The 20,412-nt window shown below is 58.9% G+C and carries 20 protein-coding genes and 2 tRNA genes; 12 read left to right on the top strand and 10 right to left on the bottom strand.

Features of this window, described 5'->3' with window-relative positions; all coding sequences use genetic code 11:
* Positions 1–60: 60 nt before the first annotated feature.
* Together AFK24_RS09215 and AFK24_RS09210 are read right to left on the bottom strand one after the other, a co-directional pair.
* Complete coding sequence (locus tag AFK24_RS09215; RefSeq protein WP_020290626.1) at positions 61–480, bottom strand: organic hydroperoxide resistance protein; 420 nt, start codon at positions 478–480, stop codon at positions 61–63.
* Between the two features lie 383 nt (positions 481–863).
* Entirely contained in the window at positions 864–1,337 is a 474-nt protein-coding gene (locus AFK24_RS09210; protein ID WP_065832954.1) for a MarR family winged helix-turn-helix transcriptional regulator, read from the bottom strand.
* A 175-nt stretch (positions 1,338–1,512) separates the two neighbouring features.
* Here AFK24_RS09210 and AFK24_RS09205 point away from each other — a divergent pair, with 175 nt between their 5' ends.
* Positions 1,513–2,259 carry a sulfite exporter TauE/SafE family protein gene (locus AFK24_RS09205; protein WP_065832953.1) on the top strand — a complete coding sequence of 249 codons (747 nt, stop codon included), beginning with the start codon at positions 1,513–1,515 and terminating at the stop codon, positions 2,257–2,259.
* On the opposite strand, the gene AFK24_RS09200 is transcribed toward AFK24_RS09205, so the two are convergent.
* Complete coding sequence (locus tag AFK24_RS09200; RefSeq protein ID WP_414705931.1) at positions 2,249–3,130, bottom strand: LysR substrate-binding domain-containing protein; 882 nt, start codon at positions 3,128–3,130, stop codon at positions 2,249–2,251. The genes AFK24_RS09205 and AFK24_RS09200 overlap by 11 nt on opposite strands.
* A 67-nt stretch (positions 3,131–3,197) precedes the next feature.
* Between AFK24_RS09200 and AFK24_RS09195 the strand changes: the two genes are divergently transcribed.
* Both AFK24_RS09195 and AFK24_RS09190 read left to right on the top strand, forming a co-directional pair.
* Positions 3,198–3,434 carry a DUF1127 domain-containing protein gene (locus AFK24_RS09195; protein WP_065832951.1) on the top strand — a complete coding sequence of 79 codons (237 nt, stop codon included), beginning with the start codon at positions 3,198–3,200 and terminating at the stop codon, positions 3,432–3,434.
* Between the two features lie 48 nt (positions 3,435–3,482).
* On the top strand, positions 3,483–4,700 hold the full coding sequence (locus AFK24_RS09190) for a winged helix-turn-helix domain-containing protein (protein WP_065832950.1): 1,218 nt from the start codon (positions 3,483–3,485) through the stop codon (positions 4,698–4,700).
* Between the two features lie 96 nt (positions 4,701–4,796).
* Here the strand turns inward: AFK24_RS09190 and AFK24_RS09185 are convergent, their stop codons facing one another.
* On the bottom strand, positions 4,797–6,143 hold the full coding sequence (locus AFK24_RS09185) for a class II 3-deoxy-7-phosphoheptulonate synthase (protein ID WP_065832949.1): 1,347 nt from the start codon (positions 6,141–6,143) through the stop codon (positions 4,797–4,799).
* A 242-nt stretch (positions 6,144–6,385) separates the two neighbouring features.
* Here AFK24_RS09185 and AFK24_RS09180 point away from each other — a divergent pair, with 242 nt between their 5' ends.
* Positions 6,386–7,141 (top strand): spermidine synthase, encoded by a 756-nt coding sequence (locus AFK24_RS09180; protein ID WP_065832948.1) that lies wholly within the window; start codon positions 6,386–6,388, stop codon positions 7,139–7,141.
* Between the two features lie 8 nt (positions 7,142–7,149).
* Here the strand turns inward: AFK24_RS09180 and AFK24_RS31170 are convergent, their stop codons facing one another.
* A complete protein-coding gene (locus AFK24_RS31170) occupies positions 7,150–7,641 on the bottom strand; it encodes a hypothetical protein (protein ID WP_170826308.1) in 492 nt (163 codons plus the stop codon).
* On the opposite strand from AFK24_RS31170, the gene AFK24_RS09175 reads away from it, so the two are divergent.
* A complete protein-coding gene (locus AFK24_RS09175; protein ID WP_170826309.1) occupies positions 7,567–9,279 on the top strand; it encodes a DEAD/DEAH box helicase in 1,713 nt (570 codons plus the stop codon). The genes AFK24_RS31170 and AFK24_RS09175 overlap by 75 nt on opposite strands.
* A gap of 723 nt (positions 9,280–10,002) precedes the next feature.
* On the opposite strand, the gene AFK24_RS09170 is transcribed toward AFK24_RS09175, so the two are convergent.
* Positions 10,003–10,770, bottom strand: a complete 768-nt coding sequence (locus AFK24_RS09170) for a DODA-type extradiol aromatic ring-opening family dioxygenase (protein WP_065832946.1) — start codon at positions 10,768–10,770, stop codon at positions 10,003–10,005.
* A 101-nt stretch (positions 10,771–10,871) separates the two neighbouring features.
* On the opposite strand from AFK24_RS09170, the gene AFK24_RS09165 reads away from it, so the two are divergent.
* Positions 10,872–11,528: a thiopurine S-methyltransferase gene (locus tag AFK24_RS09165; RefSeq protein ID WP_065832945.1), complete on the top strand. Its 657-nt coding sequence runs from the start codon at positions 10,872–10,874 to the stop codon at positions 11,526–11,528.
* A gap of 61 nt (positions 11,529–11,589) precedes the next feature.
* Here the strand turns inward: AFK24_RS09165 and htpX are convergent, their stop codons facing one another.
* The gene (htpX, locus tag AFK24_RS09160) at positions 11,590–12,477 is read right to left on the bottom strand and encodes a protease HtpX (protein ID WP_065832944.1); all 888 of its coding nucleotides are present in this window, start codon (positions 12,475–12,477) and stop codon (positions 11,590–11,592) included.
* 273 nt (positions 12,478–12,750) lie between these two features.
* Positions 12,751–13,962 carry a pyridoxal phosphate-dependent aminotransferase gene (locus AFK24_RS09155; protein ID WP_020290614.1) on the bottom strand — a complete coding sequence of 404 codons (1,212 nt, stop codon included), beginning with the start codon at positions 13,960–13,962 and terminating at the stop codon, positions 12,751–12,753.
* A gap of 194 nt (positions 13,963–14,156) precedes the next feature.
* Between AFK24_RS09155 and msrB the strand changes: the two genes are divergently transcribed.
* Both msrB and AFK24_RS09145 read left to right on the top strand, forming a co-directional pair.
* The gene (gene msrB, locus AFK24_RS09150) at positions 14,157–14,552 is read left to right on the top strand and encodes a peptide-methionine (R)-S-oxide reductase MsrB (protein WP_065832943.1); all 396 of its coding nucleotides are present in this window, start codon (positions 14,157–14,159) and stop codon (positions 14,550–14,552) included.
* A 109-nt stretch (positions 14,553–14,661) separates the two neighbouring features.
* A complete protein-coding gene (locus tag AFK24_RS09145; RefSeq protein WP_065832942.1) occupies positions 14,662–15,147 on the top strand; it encodes a glutathione peroxidase in 486 nt (161 codons plus the stop codon).
* A gap of 1 nt (position 15,148) precedes the next feature.
* Here the strand turns inward: AFK24_RS09145 and AFK24_RS09140 are convergent, their stop codons facing one another.
* Entirely contained in the window at positions 15,149–17,503 is a 2,355-nt protein-coding gene (locus AFK24_RS09140; protein ID WP_065832941.1) for a hybrid sensor histidine kinase/response regulator, read from the bottom strand.
* Between the two features lie 85 nt (positions 17,504–17,588).
* On the opposite strand from AFK24_RS09140, the gene AFK24_RS09135 reads away from it, so the two are divergent.
* Together AFK24_RS09135 and AFK24_RS09130 are read left to right on the top strand one after the other, a co-directional pair.
* Entirely contained in the window at positions 17,589–18,479 is an 891-nt protein-coding gene (locus tag AFK24_RS09135; protein WP_065832940.1) for an ATP-binding protein, read from the top strand.
* Positions 18,476–18,958: a GAF domain-containing protein gene (locus tag AFK24_RS09130; protein ID WP_065832939.1), complete on the top strand. Its 483-nt coding sequence runs from the start codon at positions 18,476–18,478 to the stop codon at positions 18,956–18,958. The genes AFK24_RS09135 and AFK24_RS09130 overlap by 4 nt, the downstream gene beginning before the upstream one ends.
* A 124-nt stretch (positions 18,959–19,082) precedes the next feature.
* Here the strand turns inward: AFK24_RS09130 and AFK24_RS09125 are convergent, their stop codons facing one another.
* A complete protein-coding gene (locus AFK24_RS09125; RefSeq protein WP_080482090.1) occupies positions 19,083–19,841 on the bottom strand; it encodes a hypothetical protein in 759 nt (252 codons plus the stop codon).
* Between the two features lie 285 nt (positions 19,842–20,126).
* Here AFK24_RS09125 and AFK24_RS09120 point away from each other — a divergent pair.
* Positions 20,127–20,202 (top strand) — tRNA-Glu (locus AFK24_RS09120).
* 2 nt (positions 20,203–20,204) lie between these two features.
* Positions 20,205–20,280: transfer RNA gene (locus tag AFK24_RS09115), tRNA-Gly, on the top strand.
* The last annotated feature ends 132 nt before the right edge of the window (positions 20,281–20,412 follow it).

The following is a 20,412-nucleotide window of genomic DNA, read 5'->3' as shown; positions in this document are numbered from 1 at the left end:
CCGTGGCGCTACAGACGCCTCGGCTTGGGCGAGTCCATCCAATTACAGGTCAGATGTTGCTTAAACAGTTACGTGCAGACGCACATCAACGTTGCCGCGAGTGGCGTTCGAGTACGGGCACACCTGGTGCGCAGCTTCGACCAGTTGCTCTGCGTCGGCTTGTTCCAGACCCGGCAGGTTGATGTTCAGGTCGATGTCCAGACCGAAACCACCAGGAATCTGGCCGATGCCGACGTGGGCAGTGATCGAGGCGTCTGCCGGAATGCTGCGTTTGCTTTGACCGGCGACGAATTTCAGCGCGCCGATGAAGCAGGCCGAGTAGCCGGCAGCGAACAATTGCTCAGGGTTGGTCGCCGCGCCGCCTGCGCCGCCGAGCTCTTTTGGCGTGGCGAGTTTGACGTCGAGAATGTTGTCGCTGGAAACAGCACGACCGTCACGGCCGCCGGTTGCAGTTGCGATTGCTGTGTAGAGAGTGTCCATGGCGTTGCCTCGCGAAAAAGAGAACTGATGGTAGGGATTGGCTTTGAAAAAACTTGTCTGCTTGCGCTAAATATTTGTGCGCTAACTGAGTATGAACGAAATGTAGCGCACGAATAGTTTGCGCACAAGATAATATTTTAAACCTCTGAATTTGAGATGCTCTGTTGGAGCGAGACTTAGTGTAGGACCGGCTTTAGCCGGGAGGGCAATTGATGAGCGGCTCGCGACTGAAGTCGCTCCTACAGTCGCTCCTACGGCCGATTCGCGGGCAAGNCTTTAGCCGGGAGGGCAATTGATGAGCGGCTCGCGACTGAAGTCGCTCCTACAGTCGCTCCTACGGCCGATTCGCGGGCAAGCCTCGCTCCAAACGGGAGGGGGTCTAATCAAACATGCTCACGCAAATTCCCGCGCAACTGGAGCAGGTCGCTTTGCATTTTCTGCAATTTCTCCAGATCCAGGCCGCTGGCGGAGAGGATGCAGCCTGGCACCTGCATGGCTCGTTGTTGCAATGCGCGACCTTGTTCGGTCAGGCGCAGCAGGACCACGCGTTCGTCTTCCTTGCTGCGCGTGCGGGTGATGAAGCCTTCGCCTTCAAGGCGTTTGAGCAGCGGCGTCAGGGAGCCGGGATCGGTCAGCAGACGGGTGCTGACGTCGCCAACGGTCAAGCCGTCCTGCTCCCAGAGCACCATCATCGCCAGGTATTGCGGATACGTGAGGCCCAATGCCTGGAGCAGCGGTTTGTAAACCTTGGTCATCAGCAACGAGGTCGAGTAGAGGGCGAAACACAGCTGATTGTCGAGCAGCAAGGCTTCGCATGGCTCAGCGACGTCGGGTGTAGAGATATCGTCTGCGTTCATGGGCAGTCCTTTTGTACGAATGTGTCGTTACCAAACAATTTAGTGCTCTGATCTTTAATGCGCCAGATAAATTAGATCGGTGCGCCAAGCGTTAAAACGCCATCACACCGATCTATTCATTCCCCGGCTTCCTCAGAATGCGTAGCATGCTTGCCAATAATTCGGGGGAAACGGTGTGATCGACGTTGTGATGTTTGTGTTGTTGGGTGCCGCCATGGGCACATTGGGTGGGTTGTTCGGAATTGGTGGGGGCCTGGTTGCCATCCCGGCGCTGGGTGTGTTGTTCGGGCTTGATCAGCAACTGGCGCAAGGCACCGCGCTGTTGATGGTGCTGCCTAACGTGCTGCTGGCATTGTGGCGGTACAACCAGCGCAATCGTATTTCGCTGCGCAATGCCATGATGCTGATCATTCCCAGTTTTTGCCTGGCCTGGCTGACTTCGCTGTGGGCGGTGCGGCTGGACCCGCAATCCATGCGTATCAGTTTCGTGGTCTTTCTCATCATCCTGATGGTGTTCAACCTGGTGCAGATGTACTGGCGCAAGGGAGATGCCAGCACTGAGCTGCGTCACACCAATCGCTTGTGGTTGCTGGGTGTCGGTTCCGGCATCACCGGTGGTTTGTTCGGGGTCGGTGGCGGAGTCATAGCCACGCCCATCCTGACCGGTTTTTTCGGTGCGACCCAGGTTGTCGCCCAAGGCCTGGCGTTGGCACTGGCGACCCCAAGTACCGCAATCACCCTGTTTACCTACGCACTGCATGACCACGTCAACTGGTCCATGGGCATTCCCCTGGCCATCGGCGGGCTGGCGAGTATCAGTTGGGGGGTGAAACTGGCTCACTCGCTGCCCGAGCGCCTGCTGCGTTCGCTGTTCTGTGGCTTTTTGGTGATCTGCGCCGTAGTGCTTGCCTTTAAAGTTTGAAGCCTTCGGCGATGTGTTCGGCCAGGCATTCGGTGATGGGCGAAACGCTGTGCGGGTTGCGCAGCAGGACGATGCTGGCCAGCGGCAACTGCGGCAAGCCCTGAGCTTCGCCGATGATGCGCAGATCCGGCGTCAGCAGGCTTTCCAGCTGCGCGGTGATCGCCAGTCCCGCAGTCACCACGGCGCTGATTGCCGCGAGGCTGGCGCTGGTATAGGCGATGCGGTAATCGCGTTGCATGGTATCCAGCGCATTGCAGGCCCAGGTTCGACAGAAACAGTCAGTATTGAACATCGCCAGCGGCAGCGGCGTGTGTTCATGGGGCGAAAAGCCCTGCGCTTCCATCCAGACAAAACGTTCCTGACGCAGAATCTGGCCGATCTCGGTCCCCGGCTCGCGGGTGACGATACTCAAATCCAGGTCCTGACGCTGCAACAGCTGTTTCGACGGCTCGCAGTGCACTTCAATCTGCACCAGCGGATAGGCCTGGGCGAAGCGCGACAGGATTCCGGGCAGAAAGCGCATGGCGTAATCATCGGGCGTACCGATTTTCACCATGCCCACCATGTGCGGCTCGCGCAGGGTGTTGAACACTTCGCCATGCAGCTTGAGGATTTTGCGCGCATAGCCGAGCAGCACCTGACCCTCCATCGTCAGACTGACGCTGCGGCCCTGCTTCTGAAACAGCGGGCGCTGAATCAGATCTTCTTCAAGCCGTTTCATCTGCATGCTGACCGCCGACTGCGTGCGGTTTACCGCTTCGCCCGCCCGGGTGAATCCGCCCTCGTCGGCGATGGCGACAAAGGTGCGCAGCAATTCTGTGTCAATACTCGGGAAGCTGGCCAATACATCAATCTCCCAGATGCAGTGCATAAGAAACATTCGTTGGATTGATCTTAGCTCCAGCGCGAGACTTTAGTCATCCCACTTGGAGGGCAAGATGATGAAAGGTCAAAAAGGTTATGTGGTGGTACTTAAAACCCTGTCTCATGATTCGTGGATCGAGCGGTTGCTCCGCTCTGTGAAAGGCCATGTGTCGCGTTGGTACGAGCTGCATCAGCAGCGCCGGCAACTGGCCGAGTTGAGCGATGAGGCCTTGAAGGATCTCGGTCTGAGTCGCGCGGATGTTTATCAAGAGACCGAGCGGCACTTCTGGGTCGATCCGATGAAGCGCTGACAAGAGCCGGTGCTATCAGGTAGCGTTGAGGTTCACAGGGAGCCTCGCATGCCGTTAGAACTGTCGCTCAAACAAGCACGTCGCATGGCGCTGGCCGCCCAGGGTTTCAACGGGCGGCAGCCGCCGGCGACCGTCAAGGCCAGCCATGTCACGCAATTGATCCAGCGCCTGGGTGTTTTGCAGATCGATTCGGTCAATGCTCTGGTTCGGTCCCATTACCTGCCGTTGTTTTCCCGGTTGGGCAACTATTCCCAGACCCTGCTCGATCAGGCCGCCTGGAGTCAGGGCCGCCATCGCAAACTCTTTGAATACTGGGGCCACGAAGCCTCGCTGCTGCCCATCGAGCTGTACCCGCTGATGCGCTGGCGCATGCAGCGCGCTGCTCAGGGCGAAGGCATCTATCAGCAACTGGCGACATTTGGCCGCGAACAACAGTCGACCATTGCCCGTGTGTTGCAGGCCGTTCGCGAGCAGGGCGCGTTGGGCGCAGGCAGTTTGAGCACCCGCGAGGAGCGCGCCGGGCCATGGTGGGACTGGAGCGCGGAGAAACTCGCGCTGGAGTGGCTGTTTGCTGCGGGTGAAGTGACGGTAGCCGGGCGACGGGGGTTCGAGCGGCTCTATGATTTGCCCGAACGAGTGATGCCTGCAGCAATTCTGGATCACCCCGAAGTCAGCGAAAAGGATGCTCAACAGGGTTTGCTGCTGCACGCGGCAGCGGCGCTGGGTGTGGGGACTGAAAAAGACCTGCGTGACTATTTCCGCCAAGACCCATTGCCAAGCCGGGTGGCGTTGGCCGAATTGGTAGAAGCTGGCGCGTTGCAAGTCGTCCAGGTCCAGGGCTGGCGTCAGCCGGGATTCTGTCTGCCGGACAGCAAGATCCCGCGCAAGGTGGCGGCCAGCGCCTTGCTCTCGCCATTCGACTCACTGATCTGGGAGCGGGCTCGCACCGAGCGGCTGTTCGACTTCCGCTATCGGCTGGAGATTTACACGCCTCAGGCCAAACGGATTTATGGCTATTACGTGCTGCCGTTCCTGCACCACGAACGCATCGCTGCTCGCGTCGATCTGCGCGCCGAACGTGCCGCAGGGCGTTTGGCCGTGCATGCGGTGCACGAAGAAGAAGCCGGGCTGGACGAGGAGGGCATGCGCGCGCTGGCGAGCAATCTGCGGCAACTGGCCGATTGGCTGGGGCTGCCGGAGGTGCAGATCAATTGCCAGCGAGCGAGTGGCAGAAAATTACAGTGGGCGTTTGAAGCGTTGCTGTAGGAGCCAACGTGTTGGCGATGCCTCGTTTCAGAAGCTTCGCGAGCAAGGTGGATCGCCACCCCGGTCGCTCCCACACAAGTTGGCTCCTACAGGAAGTTAGCGTTTAACCTGCTTCAACGTCTCGGCAATCAAGAACGCCAGTTCCAGTGACTGATCGGCATTCATTCGCGGATCGCAGTGGGTGTGATAGCGATCCGAAAGGCCGTCTTCGGTGATGGGGCGTGCGCCGCCGATGCATTCGGTGACGTTCTGGCCGGTCATCTCGATGTGGATACCGCCAGCGTAGGTGCCTTCGGCCTGGTGGACCTGGAAGAACTGTTTCACTTCCCCAAGGATCTGTGCGAAGTCGCGGGTCTTGTAGCCGCTGCTGGCCTTGATTGTGTTGCCGTGCATCGGGTCAGAGCTCCACAGCACTTTCTTGCCTTCACGTTCCACGGCGCGAATCAATTGCGGCAAGTGGTCGCCGACCTTGTTGGCGCCCATGCGCGCGATCAGGTTCAGGCGACCGGGATCGTTGTCCGGATTGAGGATGTCGATCAGGCGGATCAGGTCGTCGGTGTTCATGCTGGGGCCGACCTTGACCCCGATCGGATTGTTCACCCCACGCAGAAACTCCACGTGCGCGCCATCCAGTTGCCGGGTGCGGTCGCCGATCCACAGCATGTGCGCCGAACAATCGTAGAAGTCATTGGTGAGGCTGTCGCGACGTACGAAGGCTTCTTCGTAGTTGAGCAGCAAGGCTTCATGGGCGGTGAAGAAGCTGGTTTCGCGCAGTTGCGGCGAGGTGTCCATGCCGCAGGCGCGCATGAATGCCAGGGTTTCGTCGATGCGGTCGGCCAGTTGGCTGTACTTTTCCGCCAGCGCCGAGTTGGCAATGAAGTCCAGATTCCATTTATGCACCTGATGCAGGTCGGCAAAGCCGCCCTGGGCAAACGCGCGCAGCAGATTCAGGGTCGCCGTGGACTGGTGATAAGCCTGTAACAGGCGATCCGGGTCCGGCACGCGGCTTTTCTCATCGAAACCGATGCCGTTGACGATGTCGCCGCGATAGGCCGGGAAGGTCACGCCGTCGATGGTTTCGTCGTTGGCTGAACGCGGCTTGGCGAACTGGCCGGCCATGCGCCCGACCTTGACCACCGGGCAGCCCGCCGCGAAGGTCATGACGATGGCCATTTGCAGCAGCACCTTGAAGGTGTCGCGAATCTTCGCCGCCGAGAACTCGACAAAACTTTCCGCGCAATCGCCGCCCTGCAGCAGGAATGCACGCCCTTGAGTCACTTCCGAGAACTGGCGACGCAACTCGCGGGCTTCCCCGGCAAATACCAGCGGCGGATAGCTGGCAAGCGTCTGTTCGACGTGCAGCAAATGCGCGGCATCGGGGTATTGAGGTTGCTGCTGAATGGGCAATGCCCGCCAGCTGTCGGGACTCCAGGGTTGGTTCATCGTGGACTCTAAGTCAGTGCAATCGGACGAGCATGTTAGCAGTTCGGTGTCGGGCTGCCAGCGCGTGCTGGATGATCGGAGTCGCAGTCCGACTCAATGGGATATTGGCCCTGGGCCATAAAGAGCGTGACCGCGCGCCCCCGCTTGGCCGACAATCCGCGCTTTCCCGCTCAGGGTCGAGCGACTGTATCGAATTAGTGCGATGGCCAAGTCTGGACTTGAGCTCGCCGTTAGGAGAAGCAATGACTGAGGAGCGGGTAGAGCGGATTCTGGCCGAAGTGCACGATGACTTCGGCATGATCCGCGTGCTTGAAGTGGATGATTACCGCTTCCTGGAATTCGGCGATGCCATCGAGCAGAGCTGCACCTTTACGGCTGATCCCAGCTGGCTGGAGTATGACTACACCCGCGCCATGCTGATCGGCGCGCTCTGCCATGAAGCGCCGGAAAGCGCGTTGTTCCTGGGGTTAGGGGCTGGAACCCTGACCCAGGCGTGCCTCAAGTTCCTGCCGCTGGAGGATGTCGAAGCCATCGAATTGCGTCCCGACGTGCCGCGTCTGGCCATTGAGTTCATGGGGCTGGATGACGATCCGCGGCTGTTTATCCGCATTGGCGACGCACTGGAACTGCTGGAAACGGCCGAGTCGGCGGACTTGATCTTTGTCGATTTGTACACCGACGTCGGTCCGGGCGTTGGGCATCTGGCCTGGAAATTTCTGGAGAATTGTCAGCAACGTCTGAATCCGGGTGGCTGGCTGATCATCAATCAATGGGCGGCCGATGATGGCAAGCCGTTGGGCGCCGCCTTGCTACGTGGCCTTTATCACCGGCATTACTGGGAACTGCCGGTCAAGGAAGGCAACGTCATCCTCTTTGTGCCGGCCGATCTGGAGCAGACGCTTGAAGTCGAGCCGCTGATCGAGCGTGCTGAAACGCTCGCACCGCGCCTTGGCTACTCGTTGCTGCAACTGATCAAGAACATTCGCCCGGCGACCTGATGATCGAGTCATAGCTGAGGCGGTCCTTGATTGAGGAAGTTGTGTAGGATGTTCCAGCGATTTGAGTAGGATCGGATCCGAACTGCCTGACGAAAGGTGAACCGTTTAAGCATCGCCCCCAGCAATCTCGGGCTTCGTGCGAAATAGACCGTCGCGTGGATTTGCGCAAAGCCTGTGACACTTGGACATTCCACTGTTTTGCCTCGAAAAAAATCCTCACTTTTTCGCGCAATTCCGGTATAGTGCGCGCCGGCCTTTAACGGGGCCTCGTCCAGGTATTGCAATTCCCCGAAGCCAGCTTCGGCTGCTTGTTCGCTCAGCGGACTATCCTTGGCGATCCATTCATCAAACGTTTTCGCAAATCCCCGCCGACAAAGCAGCCAGGGTGACTTTAGGGTCGTACACGGCACGCGCAGCTTTGGAGCATGGGTCTTTGCGGATGCACTAGAGGCAGACCCATGACCCAGGAATTCGGCGGCTTCGCCGCTTTTGAACTTCATCCAAACATTCTTGCAGCCGTCATCGCGACTGGCTATGAAGAGCCTTCGGCTATTCAGCAGCAATCGATCCCTATCATCATGGCCGGTCACGACATGATCGGTCAGGCGCAAACCGGTACAGGTAAAACTGCCGCGTTCGCACTGCCTATCCTGCATCGCATCGACCCAGCCAAGCGCGAACCACAAGCGCTGATCCTGGCACCGACCCGCGAGCTGGCCCTGCAAGTAGCCACCGCTTTCGAAACCTACGCCAAGCAAATGCCGGGCGTAACGGTCGTGGCTGTCTACGGCGGCGCGCCGATGGGTCCACAACTTAAAGCAATCCGTAACGGCGCACAGATCGTCGTCGCTACTCCGGGTCGCTTGTGTGATCACCTTCGCCGTGACGAAAAAGTCCTGGCGACCGTGAACCACCTGGTTCTCGACGAAGCGGACGAAATGCTCAAGCTGGGCTTCATGGACGACCTGGAAGTCATCTTCAAGGCCATGCCTGCAACCCGTCAGACCGTTTTGTTCTCGGCTACCCTGCCGCAGTCGATCCGTGCCATCGCCGAGCGCCATCTGCGCGATCCGAAGCACGTGAAGATCCAGACCAAGACCCAGACCGTTACCGCGATCGAACAGGCTCACCTGTTGGTTCACGCTGACCAGAAGACCTCGGCTGTATTGAGCCTGCTTGAAGTCGAAGACTTCGATGCCCTGATCATGTTCGTGCGCACCAAGCAAGCGACCCTGGACCTGGCAAGCGCCCTTGAAGCCAAAGGCTACAAGGCTGCTGCACTGAACGGCGATATCGCCCAGAACCAGCGTGAGCGCGTTATCGAATCCCTCAAGGATGGCCGTCTGGACATCGTTGTAGCGACCGACGTTGCCGCCCGTGGTCTCGACGTTCCGCGTATCACCCACGTATTCAACGTGGACATGCCTTACGATCCAGAGTCCTACGTTCACCGTATCGGCCGTACTGGCCGTGCCGGTCGCGAAGGTCGTGCATTGTTGCTGGTGACTCCACGTGAGCGCCGCATGCTGCAAGTGATCGAGCGTGTAACCGGTCAGAAAGTTGCTGAAGTCCGCCTTCCGGATGCCCAGGCCGTTCTCGATGCTCGCATCAAGAAATTGACCAACAGCCTCGCGCCACTGGTTGCTGACGCTGAATCGACTCATGGCGAATTGCTCGACCGCCTGACCGCCGATATCGGTTGCAGCCCGCGTGCCCTGGCCGCAGCCCTGCTGCGCAAGGCAACCAACGGTCAGGCTTTGACCCTGGCTGCCATCGAACGCGACCGTCCACTGGTGCCGAACAGCGCACCGCGTGAGCGTAGTGATCGTTCGACTTCGGGTGATCGTCCTGAGCGCAGTGGTGATCGTGAGCGTCGCGCTCCGGTTCCATTGGCCGAAGGCCGTGCTCGTTGCCGTACCGCGCTGGGTGCGCGTGATGGTATCGCTGCGAAAAACCTGTTGGGTGCAATCCTCAACGAAGGCGGCCTGGCCCGCGAAGCTATCGGTCGCATCCAGGTGCGTGACAGCTTCAGCCTGGTTGAACTGCCGGAAGATGGCCTTGAGCGTCTGCTGACCAAACTCAAGGACACCCGCGTTGCAGGCAAGCAGTTGAAGCTGCGTCGCTATCGCGAAGATTGATCTGCTCTTGAGCTGATCGTCTGAACAAAAAAATCCCCGACTGGTTCGGGGATTTTTTTGTCTGGGATTTAGGCTTTCGTTTCGGGAAGGGTCCGATACATCCGACATAGATTCAGCGTCTGAAATATTGCTTCGCGGGCAAGCCTCGCTCCAACGAGACCGCATTCAATCGGGATATTCACGCTGTAGCGAAGCCTCCTACCGAGTTATGAATCGCTCGGTAGGACCGGACTTGTCCGAAGGCGTCGGGTCTGCCGAGAAAGATCTTCAGCGTTTGCACCGACCTCTTCGGGGACAAGTCCACTCCTACCGAGTTATGAATCGCTCGGTAGGACCGGACTTGTCCGGGAAGGCGTCGGGTCTGCCGAGGAAGATCTTCAGCGTTTGCACCGACCTCTTCCGGGGACAAGTCCCCTCCTACCGAGTTATGTATCGTTCGGTAGGACCGGACTTGTCCGGGAAGGCGTCAGGTCTGCCGAGGAAGATCTTCAGCGTTTGCACCGACCGCTTCGGGGACAAGTCAGCTCCTACCGAGTTATGAATCGCTCGGTAGGACCGGACTTGTCCGGGAGGGCGTCGGGTCTGCCGAGGAAGATCTTNAAGATCTTCAGCGTTTGCACCGACCTCTTCGGGGACAAGTTGTGTGGGAGCGAGCTTGCTCGCGAATAGGCCGACGCCTCGCCAACAAGTTGGCTCCTACAGTGCACGGTGACAACAGGCTACTCACCCAAACCTATAAATATCCATCCCCAACGCCCCCATCGTAAAACCCTGATGCGCCACGCTGAATTCACCGCCCGCGCCACGCGCGAAGTACAGCGGCAACAAGTGCTCATCGCTCGGATGACTGCGCACCGCATGCGGTGCCAGCTTGCGGTAGTCGTGCAGTGCTGCTTCGTCGTTGCTGGCCAGCTTGTCGATCATCCAGTCACGAAACTCCTTCGCCCAGGGTTCGACGCTTTCCGGGCCAGCATGCCAGTCCAGTTCGCGAAGGTTGTGGGTGATGCTGCCGGAGCCGATGACCAGCACGCCTTCATCGCGCAGGCTGGCCAACGCCTGGCCGACTTTGGTCTGCAATGCCGGGCCCTGGCGGCTGGGCAGGGAAACCTGCACCACGGGGATGTCGGCCTGCGGATACATCAGGGACAGCGGCACCCAGACGCCATGGTCGAACGGGCGTTTGCTGTCGATGCGCGCAGGCAAGCCAGCGACGCCAAGCAGGGCGGCGACTTGCAGGCTAAGCTCCGGCAGGCCGGGCGCGGGGTATTGCACGGCGAACAACGCGGCCGGGAAGCCGCCGAAGTCATGCCAGGTTTCCGGTTGTGGGTTGCCGTTGACCAGCAGATCCTGGCTTTCCCAGTGCGCCGAGACAATCACGATGGCCCGTGGCTTTGGTATCCCGGCGGCCAACTGAACAAGGGCCGGACCGCTGTCGCCGGGTTCCAGCGCAAGCATGGGCGAGCCGTGTGAGATAAATAAGCTGGGGAACATGTCGAGAGTCCTGAGCGATAAGATGGCTCATCTTCAGACAGACATTGATCTAAATCTAATATAAGTTTTAGCGCGCTTTGATCGAATTTTCGGGAGGTTTCATGCAGGCTGACTTTTGGCATCAACGTTGGGCCAGCGATCAGATCGGCTTCCATCAGCAACAGACCAATCCTTATCTGGAGCGCTTCTGGCCGGGTTTATCGGTGGAGCAGGGTGCTGGCGTGCTGGTGCCGCTGTGTGGCAAAAGCCTGGACCTTGGCTGGCTGGCGAAGCAAGGCTATAGCGTCAAAGGCATCGAGTTGTCGGAAAAGGCCATCGCGGATTTTTTCAGTGAGCATCAATTGCAACCTGCGATTCGTCAGCAAGGGGCGTTCAAGGTCTACAGCGCTGGCCCGGTGGAATTGTGGTGTGGCGACTTTTTCGCCCTGACGGCGGCCGATGTGGTGGATTGTCAGGCGCTCTACGATCGCGCAGCCTTGATCGCATTGCCGCCCGCCATGCGACAGCAATATGTCCAGCATCTTGGCGAGATATTGTCCGGGAGCTGCAAGGGGCTGCTGATTACCCTGGACTATGAACAGTCGGAAGTCGAAGGCCCGCCGTTCTCGGTGCCTGACGAAGAGGTACAACGTCTGTTTGCGTCCGGCTGGCAGCTGGAAACCCTGCAGACCTGCGATGTGCTGGGGGAAAGCTGGAAGTTCGTTCAGCGCGGCGGTAGCCGGCTTGACGAACGGGTATATCGACTGGCGCGGCGCTGACCCACCGCCAACCCACAAAAAAGGGCGACTCGCGTCGCCCTTCAATGAAGTAACAGCTCAATCAACCGCGACGACGAAGCGCCTCGATACGTTCTTCCAGCGGCGGATGGCTCATGAACAAGCCAGCCAGGCCGTGTTTGAGGCCGCCATTGATACCGAAGGCCGTCAGGCTGTCCGGCATCTGCACCGGCACGCCCTGTTCGGAACGCAGACGCTGCAGGGCGCCGATCATGGCCGCAGTGCCCGCCAGTCGAGCACCTGCATCGTCAGCCCGGAACTCGCGTTTACGCGAGAACCACATGACGATGGCGCTGGCCAGAAAGCCCAGGACCAGTTCGGCAAAGATCGTGGTCACGTAGTACGCGATACCCTGGCCGTTCTCGGTCTTGAAAATCACCTTGTCGACGAAGTTGCCGATGATGCGGGCGAAGAACATCACAAAGGTGTTCACCACGCCCTGCACCAGCGCCAGGGTGACCATGTCGCCGTTGGCAACGTGACCGATCTCGTGGGCCAGCACTGCTTTCACTTCATCCGGCGAAAAGCGTTCCAGCAAACCCTGGCTGACCGCAACCAGTGCGTCGTTCTTGTTCCAGCCCGTGGCGAAAGCGTTGGCTTCGTAGGCTGGGAAAATCCCGACTTCCGGCATTTTGATGCCGGCGTCGCGGGACAGTTGTTCGACGGTCTGCACCAGCCATTGCTCATGCCGGGTGCGCGGCTGGGTAATGATCTGGGTGCCAGTGCTCATCTTCGCCATCCACTTGGAGATGAACAGCGAGAACAGCGAGCCGGCGAAACCAAATACAGCGCAGAAAACCAGCAGCTGACTGAGGTTCAGATCAACCCCATTGGCCGCCATGAACCCGTTGAAGCCAAACAGGCTCAGGGTGATGCTGGCTATCAGCACGACCGCCAGGTTAGTGGCCAAAAACAGCAAAATGCGCATCATGGTTTGGAAGTTCTCCTCGTGAAGAATATGTAACACGTTGCGGGGTATATAAGGGGATGCTTGCGGCTATTCAACCCGGCGACTATTTCAAACTGTGTCGTTTCGTCGGGTTGCGTCGTAATTGCGTCGGGTCGCAAGGCTCCCGACCCAGAGCGGCGGGCACGGCAAGCTCACCGGGGCGCGGGGGATTTTATTTCGTGGCCGCTGCTGACAGGTTGCCCGCCCAGCGCATTGCGGCCGGTCGGGCACGCAATACGGGGGCGGCAGGCGCTGTTACTGGCGATAGGTCTTGAGGAAATTGCCGATGCGACCAATAGCCATGTCCAGTTCGTCGACGCGGGGCAGGGTTACCACACGGAAGTGGTCCGGCCACGGCCAGTTGAACGCGGTGCCCTGGACCACCAGCAGTTTTTCCGACAGCAGGAGGTCAAGGACGAACTTCTCGTCGTTGTGGATAGGGCAGATTTTCGGGTCGATGCGCGGGAACGCATACAAGGCGCCCATCGGCTTGACGCAGCTGACGCCGGGAATGTCGTTGAGCAGTTCCCAGGTGCGGTTGCGCTGTTCCAGCAGGCGACCAGGCGGAAGTATCAGGTCATTGATGCTCTGGTAGCCGCCAAGGGCCGTTTGAATGGCGTGCTGGCTCGGCACGTTGGCACACAGGCGCATGTTGGCCAGGATGTCGATGCCTTCGATGTAGCTCTGGGCGTTGTGCTTGGGACCGGAAATGGCGACCCAGCCGGAGCGGAAGCCGGCAACGCGATAGGATTTGGACAGGCCGTTGAAGGTCAGGCACAGCAGATCCGGTGCCAGGGACGCGGTGCAGATATGCACGGCGTCGTCGTAGAGGATCTTGTCGTAGATCTCGTCCGAGAACACCACCAGCTTGTGCTGACGCGCCAGTTCCAGCATGCCCAGCAGGACTTCCTTGGAATACACCGCGCCGGTCGGGTTGTTCGGGTTGATGATCACCATGGCCTTGGTGTTCGGCGTGATCTTGGCCTTGATGTCCGCCAGATCCGGCCACCAGTTGGCTTGCTCGTCGCACAGGTAATGCACCGGGTTGCCGCCTGCCAGGCTGACAGCCGCGGTCCACAACGGATAATCGGGCGCCGGGATCAGCACTTCATCGCCGTTGTTGAGCAAAGCCTGCATCGACATCACGATCAACTCGGAGACGCCGTTGCCGAGGTAGATGTCCTCGATGCCAACGCCTTCGACCTGCTTCTGCTGGTAGTACTGCATCACCGCCTTGCGGGCGCTGAACAGGCCTTTGGAATCGCTGTAGCCTTGCGCGGTTGGCAGGTTGCGGATGACGTCCTGCAGGATTTCCTCCGGCGCTTCGAAACCAAATGGCGCAGGGTTGCCGATGTTCAGCTTGAGGATGCGATGACCTTCCTCTTCCAGGCGTTTGGCGTGCTTGAGCACTGGCCCGCGAATGTCATAACAGACGTTGGCGAGCTTGTTCGATTTGCTGACCTGCATGGTGATTGTTCCCGAATATGGACGAGCCGCGACTAGCTGATCACGTGGTTCGCCGGGTGTGACGCCGTGAAAAATGGGTTTGTATGCTTGAAACGCGGGTGACAGACTGGCGTCTAACGAAGGCGCAATCATACGTGCCACCTGATCTGTGGAGAAGATACAGATCGGGCTTTTTCAGTTGCGGAGGTGTACCCGTGGAAAAGTTGGACAAAACCCTCGAGGAGTGGCGAGCGATGCTCGATCCCGAGCAGTACAACGTTTGTCGCCTCAAAGCCACCGAACGGCCGTTTTCCGGCAAATACAACAGCACCAAGACCGCAGGCGTCTACCATTGTGTGTGCTGTAACGAGCCGCTGTTCGATTCGGAGACCAAATTTGATTCCGGCTGCGGCTGGCCAAGTTTCTACGCGCCTATCGAAGGCAGCGCAGTGGTTGAAGTACGGGATGTCAGCCACGGCATGATTCGCACCGAGGTGGTTTGCTCCAAATGCGATGCGCACCTGGGGCATGTGTTTCCGGACGGCCCGCCGCCAACCGGGCTGCGTTACTGCATCAACTCGGTCTGTCTGGATCTGGTCCCGCGCGACTGATTGCCTGGCTGCACTGCCTTATAGGCGCTCATCACGACCGAGAATTGAAGTGCGCGCAAATCAGTTGCGCGCTAACTTCAATCCCTGTTTCTATTCTGGAGCCACCGTCATGAGCGAAAACCTGCTGAGCATTCCCTGCACGACGATCAAGGGCGAGCAGAAAACGCTTGCCGATTTCGCCGGCAAGGCGGTGCTGGTGGTCAATACGGCCAGTAAGTGCGGTTTTACCCCGCAGTACAAAGGGCTGGAAAAAATATGGCAGGATTACAAGGATCAGGGCTTGGTCGTGCTGGGTTTTCCGTGTAATCAGTTTGGCAAGCAGGAACCCGGTAACGAATCAGCAATCAGTGAGTTCTGTGAGCTGAATTTCGGCGTCACGTTCCCGCTGTTCAAGAAAATCGACGTCAATGGCAGCGACGCTCATCCGTTGTTCGTCCAGCTCAAGAAGCAGGCGCCAGGATTGCTGGGGACCGAGCGTATCAAATGGAATTTCACCAAATTCCTGATCGGCAAGGACGGCAAGCTGGTCAAACGCTTTGCCCCACTGACCAAGCCGGAAGACCTGACGGGCGAAATCGAAGCGCTGCTCAAGTAGCTCATCCGGTTTTATTGGCCGGTATCCATTGATCAAGCAGGCTGATCAGCTCAGCGCGGCGGAACGGCTTGGCCAGGTAATCACTCATGCCAGCAGCCCGGCAGCGCTCTCGCTCTTCGGGCATGGCGTTGGCCGTGAGGGCGATGATCGGCAGTTGCGGCCAGCGACCGCTGCGTCGGATCTGGCGGCTCGCTTCGTAGCCGTCCATGACCGGCATGTTGCAGTCCATCAGCACCAGATCGAACGTGTGCAGTTCCAGTTGCTGCAGCGCTTCCGCGCCGTGGCTGCTGACGATGACCTCGCAACCCAACTTGCTCAACATACCCTTGGCCACCAACTGGTTTACCGGGTTGTCCTCTACCAACAGGATTCTCGCCGAGTGGCTGCCGCTCAAATCGATGGCCCGCAATAGATCGTCAGCCACCGTTTCGCCCTTCTGCATGACCCGGCGCAGCGTCTGATACAACGCGTTGCGGGCCAGCGGACGGGCCTGTTGCTGCAAGGGTGCCAGGGCGCTGACCTGTTCGCTGGGCATGAAGTTGCCGTAGGCGGTGACCAGCAGGATAGGGATGTGCGTCGCTGGCCGCAGGCCGAACAGGCATTCCGGGCAATCCGTGATCAGCAGCGCAGGCTCGGCATCCAGACCTGTGCAGACAATCTTGTCGTCGATACCCCAGCGCTGGTATTCGATGCCCCAGGCGGGGAGCAGGTTGGCCAGTAACTCCACCAGTCCGCTTCCCGCTGCACTGATCACCACGACTCGGCCACGTAACGCTGGCGGGGCGATGGCTGGCAGGTGAATGGGCAGCGGCAGATCGGCACAGAATTGGCTGCCCAGGCCTGATTGGGAATGAATGCTCAAATGGCCGGACATGGCTTCGCAGAGGTTATGCGTCAGCGCCAGGCCCAGGCCGGTGCCGCCGAACTGCCGGGTAATGGCGGCTTCGGCTTGGGTAAAGGGCTGGAATATTCTGGCCTGGGCCTCTTGGGCGATGCCGATTCCGGTGTCACAGACTTCGATGCGCACCCGGTTTTCTCGGGTGTCGGTATCCCGGTAAGTGCTCAGGCGCACGTCCACCCGCCCGAAACGGGTGAATTTCAGGGCGTTGGAGAGCAAGTTGCTGACGATCTGCCGAACCCGGGTCGGATCGCCCATGACCATGGCCGGAAAGTTCGGATCAATCAGGCAGGTCAGTTCGACACTGGGCGCGGCGTTTTGCGACAGCAGGTTGGCGGTATCCTCGACCAGCACGCCGAGATCGAACGGGATGCGCTCCATCTCCAGGTGTCCTGCGTTGAATTTGGACATGTCGAGGATATCGTTGAGCAACTCCACCAGGACTTTGCCCGAGTCATGGGCGATGGACAGCTGTTGGCGCTGTTCGGCATTCAGCGGGCTGTCCAGCGACAGCGCGAGCATGCCCAGCAGTCCGTTGAGCGGTGTGCGGATTTCGTGGCTCATGTTGGCCAGGAAAGCCGAGCGCGCATGGGCCATATCCAGTGCCGTGCTGCGGGCGATCTGCAATTCTTCGTTGGACTGGCTCAGTCGCGCGTTGCTGGCCTTGAGCTCGGTGGTGCGCGCCGAAACGATGTCTTCCAGTTCATTCAGGTGCGCGGTGAGGCGGTCTTCCGCGTCGCGGCGGCGCGCGAATTCGTTCGCGACGTTCTCAAATTGCCGGTTGGCGGCCCGGACCAGTACGCCGATCTCGTCATTTTCATGTTTGGGCGGGCAGAGCACTTTGTTCGGCGTCGGGCTGTTGGGCTCGCGATTGGTCAGCGAGCCAATCACCCGTATCAGCGGTTTGGTCAGGGTCATGTAGAACAGCAGCATCATGATGCCGGCCAGGGCGAGGCTGCGTACGAACCCGGTAATCAGGGTGATTTCGGCGCGCTGAAGGAAGTGGCTGCCGAACGCGAAGGTGTCCACATTCAGGCGCAGGGTGCCGATGGACTCGTTTGGCAGATGGGCCAGATTCAACGCATCTTCGAACTGGCGGCTTTCGCCAAACAGAAAATCGCTGACCACGCGATAGGGGCTCTGGGCAAAAGGCCGCTCGACGCTGGACAGCACCATATTGTTGTTGTCGGTCAACCTGGCGCTGACCACCGCAGGGGATCGCAGCAGGCCCAGGGTCAGTTCCTGAGCCAGTTCGGCGTCGATGTTGTAGGCAATGCGCGAAGCGGGGTTGTGACTGATTTCCAGTAACGAGCGAATTTCACGATCGATGGACGCGTCTTCGCTGGCATAATCGAGGGTAATTTGTAACAGGCTCAACAACGTTCCCAGAATGAAGCCGACCAGGACGGTGAGTCGGGCCTGCTTGTACGAGAGCCGGTTAGTAAACGCTATATCCATAGGGGGCACTGCCACATCTCGTGTCCATCGCGGGGCAAGCATAGCCGATCAGCCCTTGGCTTTATCAACAATCTAAGGAGATAACGTGGATTCTCGTTTGAATGCTTTTCTTGAGCGCGCCGACGCCGTTCTTGCACGTCTTGAGCCGTTGTTGCCTGCACCTCGGGAGACCGTCGACTGGAACGGGTCGCTGGCGGCACGCTGGGTTCGTGAAGGTCGTAGTGGCTACCTGATGCCGTTGGAAGTCAGCCTCGACATGCGCTTGTCTGACCTGATCGGGGTGGACCTGCAACGTGAGCAGCTGGGGCGCAACACCCGGCAGTTCATCGACGGGCTGCCTGCCAACCATGCGCTGCTCTGGGGTTCGCGCGGCACCGGCAAGTCTTCGCTGATCCGCGCCTTGCTCGCCGAGTACGCGCAGGCCGGTCTGCGCCTGATCGAGATCGAGCGCGATCATCTCGGGGATTTGCCGCGTGTTGTCGAGCAGTTGCAAAAGCTGCCCCAGCGTTTCGTGTTGTTCTGTGATGACTTGTCCTTCGAGGCGGGTGAAAGCGATTACCGGGTGCTCAAGAGCGTGCTCGACGGCTCGCTGGAACAGGCACCGGACAACGTGCTGCTCTACGCCACGTCCAACCGCCGCCATCTGGTGCCGGAAAAAGAGAGCGACAACGCCAACTGGAAACATGTCGACGGCGAACTGCACCCCAGCGAAGCGGTGGAAGACAAGATCGCCTTGTCTGACCGCTTCGGCCTGTGGCTGTCGTTCTACCCGTTCACCCAGGAACATTACCTGAACGTCGTCGAACACTGGATCACCCAGCTGGCACTGGCGGCAGGTCTGTCCTGGCAGCGCGATCCGGAGCTGGACAAGCTGGCGATCCGCTGGGCAACCGGGCGCGGCAATCGTAATGGCCGCTGTGCCTATCAGTTCGCACGTTATTGGGTCGGCCTCAAACTGCTGGAGCAACAACCATGATTGATCTACAAAACGCCGGCAGCGGCCTGGAAGGCTATCGCCTGCTGACCGCGCAGCTGGAATCACTGCTGGCGGACGAGCGCGATTTCATCGCCAACGCCGCGCAGTTTTCTGCGTTTCTTTATAGCCAGCTGGAAGATTTGAACTGGGCGGGCTTTTACCTGAATCGCGACGAAGAGCTGGTGCTGGGGCCGTTCCAGGGGCAAATCGCCTGTGTGCGAATTCCGTTCGGGCGCGGCGTATGCGGCGCGGCGGCCCAGAGTCGGGAAACCCAGCGTGTGCAGGACGTGCACGAGTTTCCCGGCCACATTGCCTGTGACAGCGCGTCGAACAGCGAGTTGGTGGTGCCATTGATCAAGGAAGGGCGCCTGATTGGCGTTCTGGATCTGGACAGCCCGAGTGTCGGTCGCTTCTCGGAGCAGGATCAGCAAGGTGTCGAGGAGTTGGCGCGGATTTTTCTGAAGGCTACAGACTGCTGATGAGGCGATAGGCTGGCGCGCTGATTCGGCTTTCATTATTCCGTAGGACCGGCTTTAGCCGGGAGGGCGTTCTCCCGGCTAAAGCCGGTCCTACGCAATCTAGCTGCGCGAGGGTGCTCTTCAATCAGTCGTAGATAACCTTTTTCTTCCATTCCGATTCGACGTCGTCGGCCTTCAGGCCTTCGGTCAGGGCATTGTCGTCATCTTCAGTTGGCGCAATGTTGGTTAGCACCATGGAGTTGGCGCGAGCCAGTTGTTTTTCCATGGCCACCAGAGCGTTCTGATACGTGACCGGATCGGGTTGGTTGCGCAGATATTGCACGCCACGTTCGAACGCCAGACGTGCCTGACCCGGCTGTTCCTGCGACAGAGCTGCCTGGCCAAGGTTGTTGAAGAATTCAATGTGCAGCATGACCAGAATGTTGCGGATTTCGCGAATCCAGTGCTTGGCTTCGCTGGTTTGCAGGAAACCGTCATGTGCAGCGCGCGTGACCTGACCGTGCAGTGCTTCTAATAGAAAGCGCACGTCCTTGGCCTTGGCTTCGGTCTGGATCGGGCTTACCGGGTTGGTGACGACGATTGCTTCGCCCTGGGCAACCAGTGCGTTGAGTTCGCCGATCCGGGTCTTGACCTGATCGTTGCCTTTATCCAGCGCCTGCATGCGCTGCAGAACGTTGAGTTCCAGGCGCGTCATTAATAGCTTCAATGCCGGGGAGACCAGCTGGCCTGGAAAAGTCTCTGATATTTCAGAGCAGCGACGCAGTCGATCACTCAGCTCAACTCGCGCCCGTGCTTTATCCAGCTTGGCGTTCTCGGCCACGTGGTTCAGGTAGCCAATCGCGATCAGGAGTGCGATGCCAGCTACTACCATCAGTGTAATCATGAGTGGTGTCACCGCGCGAACCTCTATTTCTTCAAGTAATTGGGGCCGAGTGTAGTGGCTAAGCACTATTGCGCATAGATGTACTGGTCGGACTTTACTTATTCATGGCGTCATTGCGATGGCACGTTCCCAGACGCGACATCTTCTAAAAGAACGGCGAAGTCGTTGATTTAGATAAATTTTCAGAATGGGGTTGACGACTTATCAATCCATCCATAGAATGCGCGCCACTTACAGCGTAAAGCAAACAGCGAAACGCAAATAAGTAGTGAATGTTGTACGTGTGTCCCCTTCGTCTAGTGGCCTAGGACACCGCCCTTTCACGGCGGTAACAGGGGTTCGAGTCCCCTAGGGGACGCCATTGCGGGAATAGCTCAGTTGGTAGAGCACGACCTTGCCAAGGTCGGGGTCGCGAGTTCGAGTCTCGTTTCCCGCTCCATTTTTAAGCAGTCTGGCCTTTGGGCGAGATTGAGTGAAGCCAGAACCAATTCTTCGGATGCGGATTTGGGCACTGGAATACATACCATGTGTTTCAGTTAGCGTGTCCCCTTCGTCTAGTGGCCTAGGACAC

This window comes from Pseudomonas syringae (assembly GCF_001698815.1).
GTDB classification, from domain to species: Bacteria; Pseudomonadota; Gammaproteobacteria; order Pseudomonadales; family Pseudomonadaceae; genus Aquipseudomonas; species Aquipseudomonas syringae_A.
This window is presented reverse-complemented; position numbering and strand designations above follow the sequence as displayed.

Coding starts and splice junctions, on each gene's coding strand:
- AFK24_RS09145 (WP_065832942.1), top strand. CDS start 14,662: ATGAGCGAAAACCTGCTGAGCATTCCCTGCACGACGATCAAGGGCGAG.
- AFK24_RS09190 (WP_065832950.1), top strand. CDS start 3,483: ATGCCGTTAGAACTGTCGCTCAAACAAGCACGTCGCATGGCGCTGGCC.
- AFK24_RS09175 (WP_170826309.1), top strand. CDS start 7,567: ATGGGTCTTTGCGGATGCACTAGAGGCAGACCCATGACCCAGGAATTC.
- AFK24_RS09215 (WP_020290626.1), bottom strand. CDS start 480: ATGGACACTCTCTACACAGCAATCGCAACTGCAACCGGCGGCCGTGAC.
- AFK24_RS31170 (WP_170826308.1), bottom strand. CDS start 7,641: ATGAAGTTCAAAAGCGGCGAAGCCGCCGAATTCCTGGGTCATGGGTCT.
- AFK24_RS09130 (WP_065832939.1), top strand. CDS start 18,476: ATGATTGATCTACAAAACGCCGGCAGCGGCCTGGAAGGCTATCGCCTG.
- AFK24_RS09210 (WP_065832954.1), bottom strand. CDS start 1,337: ATGAACGCAGACGATATCTCTACACCCGACGTCGCTGAGCCATGCGAA.
- AFK24_RS09125 (WP_080482090.1), bottom strand. CDS start 19,841: ATGATTACACTGATGGTAGTAGCTGGCATCGCACTCCTGATCGCGATT.
- AFK24_RS09185 (WP_065832949.1), bottom strand. CDS start 6,143: ATGAACCAACCCTGGAGTCCCGACAGCTGGCGGGCATTGCCCATTCAG.
- AFK24_RS09155 (WP_020290614.1), bottom strand. CDS start 13,962: ATGCAGGTCAGCAAATCGAACAAGCTCGCCAACGTCTGTTATGACATT.
- AFK24_RS09200 (WP_414705931.1), bottom strand. CDS start 3,130: ATGCACTGCATCTGGGAGATTGATGTATTGGCCAGCTTCCCGAGTATT.
- htpX (WP_065832944.1), bottom strand. CDS start 12,477: ATGATGCGCATTTTGCTGTTTTTGGCCACTAACCTGGCGGTCGTGCTG.
- AFK24_RS09180 (WP_065832948.1), top strand. CDS start 6,386: ATGACTGAGGAGCGGGTAGAGCGGATTCTGGCCGAAGTGCACGATGAC.
- AFK24_RS09140 (WP_065832941.1), bottom strand. CDS start 17,503: ATGGATATAGCGTTTACTAACCGGCTCTCGTACAAGCAGGCCCGACTC.
- AFK24_RS09170 (WP_065832946.1), bottom strand. CDS start 10,770: ATGTTCCCCAGCTTATTTATCTCACACGGCTCGCCCATGCTTGCGCTG.
- AFK24_RS09165 (WP_065832945.1), top strand. CDS start 10,872: ATGCAGGCTGACTTTTGGCATCAACGTTGGGCCAGCGATCAGATCGGC.
- AFK24_RS09195 (WP_065832951.1), top strand. CDS start 3,198: ATGATGAAAGGTCAAAAAGGTTATGTGGTGGTACTTAAAACCCTGTCT.